Annotated in this window: 2 protein-coding genes and 1 pseudogene; all 3 read right to left on the reverse strand. The window is 57.5% G+C overall.

Annotation, left to right across the window (positions count from 1 at the left end; genetic code table 11):
- Positions 1-22: 22 nt before the first annotated feature.
- Positions 23-1612: pseudogene (gene tnpC / locus PVA19_RS22260) on the reverse strand (IS66 family transposase).
- A 74-nt stretch (positions 1613-1686) separates the two neighbouring features.
- A complete protein-coding gene (tnpB, locus tag PVA19_RS22265) occupies positions 1687-2031 on the reverse strand; it encodes an IS66 family insertion sequence element accessory protein TnpB (RefSeq protein ID WP_012478067.1) in 345 nt (114 codons plus the stop codon).
- An 87-nt stretch (positions 2032-2118) separates the two neighbouring features.
- A complete protein-coding gene (locus PVA19_RS22455) occupies positions 2119-2376 on the reverse strand; it encodes a hypothetical protein (protein ID WP_443111659.1) in 258 nt (85 codons plus the stop codon).
- Between the last annotated feature and the right edge of the window lie 66 nt (positions 2377-2442).

The following is a 2442-nucleotide window of genomic DNA, read 5'->3' on the forward strand; positions in this document are numbered from 1 at the left end:
GTAAGCGGCAAGCTGAGGCCGTTCAGGCCTTGTAGTTCCACGGCATAAGGGCATGGATTTCGCTGCTAGGCCAGCCGTTTGCGATGCGCTCGAGCGTCTGCGTCAGCCAGGCCTGGGGATCGACAGAATTCATTTTTGCAGTCTGCAAAAGTGTCGCGATTGTCGCCCATGTTCTGCCGCCGCCGTCGCTGCCGGCGAAGAGACTATTTTTTCTTGTTATCGCCTACGGTCTGATCGCTCGCTCGACGATGTTGGAGTCGAGCTCGACACGGCCGTCCGTCAGGAAGCGTTCGAAGACGTCACGACGCTTGATCGAGTACCGTAGAGCTTCGGCGAGTTTGGATTTGCCTGATACTCGCGGCAAAGTCGCCTGCCACAGAGTGAAGAGGTCACGGACTATCGCCGCCGAGCGTTCTTGTCGGGCAGCGACACGCGCCTCAGGGCTTTGACCACGGACAGTATCTTCTATTTCCCAAAGCGTTGCCATTCGCTCGACTGTCTCAGTTGCAACCTTGGAGCTCTTGGCGACATGCAATTCATAGAACTTGCGACGGCTATGGGCCCAGCAGCCAGCCAGAATAACGCCGTCGTTGCCGCCGTCCTTGCGGACGAGTTTGCTGTAGGCCCCGTACCCATCAACCTGCAGAATCCCGCGATAGCCGCTGAGGTGTCGTGCCACGCAGTCGGTCGCCCGACTGCCTTCGAAGCGATAGGCCACCATGGGCGGGCTGTTGCCTGCGAAAGTTCGATCATCCCTGGCATAGGCCCATAACCAAGCGGTCTTCGCCGACCCGGATCCAGGCGCCAGTGTCGGAAGGGTCGTCTCGTCGGCAAATATTCGTTCCGCCTTCTTGATTTCGTTCAGGATATAATCGGCGAGGATGTCGAGCTCGAACCCTAGCTTTCCCATCCATTGAGCCATGAGCCTGCGGTCAAGTTCGACCTTGTCGCGGGCTTAGATCGCCTCCTGCCGATAGAGTGGTAGGCCATCGGCATATTTGGAGACGGCGATCTGGGCCAGAAGCGCTTCGGTTGGGATACCCGCCTCGATGATATGTGTCGGGGCCGCAGCCTGGATCACGCCGTCTTCGTTCTTAAAAGCGTATTTGGGACGGCGCGTGACAATGACACGGAACTTCGCTGCAACGACATCCAAGCGTTCGGATATGTCTTCTCCGATCAGGATTTTGGTCTTACCCGCATGCTCCGGCAAGTCTTCCGGCTCGATCACCACCTCGATACGCTCCAGATGCGCCGCAAAGCCCTTGCGTGGCCTCGGTGGACGTTTGTCATCTTTGTTGATGCCACTCGTAACCTTGGCCCTGATCGCCGCAATACCGGTCTCGATCTCCTCAAAGACAAAAGCATGCTGCTCGTCATCAGCACTGGCCGCTGCAAGTTTCTCTGAACGCCGTCCGAAGCGCGCGCGGTCAAAAGCTTTCAGGATCTGTGTCAGCCGCTCGATGCGCGCATCGGCGTCAGCATTTCGGGCCTCGAGATCATCGACCTGCTTTTCCAAAGCCTCGACGCGAGCGGCCTTTTCGGCCATGGCAAGAACCATGGCCTTGAGTGCCTCTACATCATCCGGGAGCTCTATATCGGGTCGCGTCATGGGTATGATCAGAGCATATTTTGCTGTGATCCGCCCGCAGTTTCAGGTGCATGATTCAATTCGCCGCAGGGGTTTTACCCAACAATCTCTGGCGGCTTGATGGGGGTTGAGCGAACGCGTTTCCAGTCCATCCCATCCACCAGAGCCAGAAGCTGGGCATTGTTGAGCTGGACCCGGCTATGTCCGATGCGCGGCCAGCAGAACTGGGCTTTCTCCAGCCGCTTGGCGTAGAGGCAAACGCCGGAGCCATCCCACCATACGATCTTGATACGGTCTGCTCGTTTCGCCCGGAAGACATAAAGAGCTCCGTTGAACGGATCACTGCCAGCATCTCGAACCAGTGATAGCAAGCTGTCAGGTCCCTTACGGAAGTCGATCGGATGGCTCGCCAGAAAGACTTTTACGTTCGACGGGATCATGCCGACCGCACCGCTCGGATCACGCGACTGAGGTGTGCTTCATCGGTATCCGCCCCAGCCCGGACAACGACGTCGCCAATAACCACCTCAATCACCGCCCTCGCGCAAATCGGCCCCGAATCCGCCTCGACAGTCCCAGCCACCAAAGAGCCCCTTGTCCGGTGCGAGCATCACGACGCCAGCAAAATAGTTGTGATGGATGAATGCCAATGCGATGTGCAATCGCTGAAACGCTTGCGCCAGGCTCCATCGCCTCAGCCACTGCCCGTTCTTTAAATTCATCGGACCAACGACGCCGGAACTGCCTTGCGCACCTTCAAGCCGTTCCGTAACGGCCTCGATCATATGGAAGTTTCTGGTTCCAGAGCTAGGCGCAGACATAGAAGCTCACAGTTTGTGAATCGTATATCT

Origin of the sequence: Agrobacterium sp. CNPSo 3708 (assembly GCF_028674915.1) — a bacterium.
Lineage (GTDB): Bacteria > Pseudomonadota > Alphaproteobacteria > Rhizobiales > Rhizobiaceae > Agrobacterium > Agrobacterium cavarae.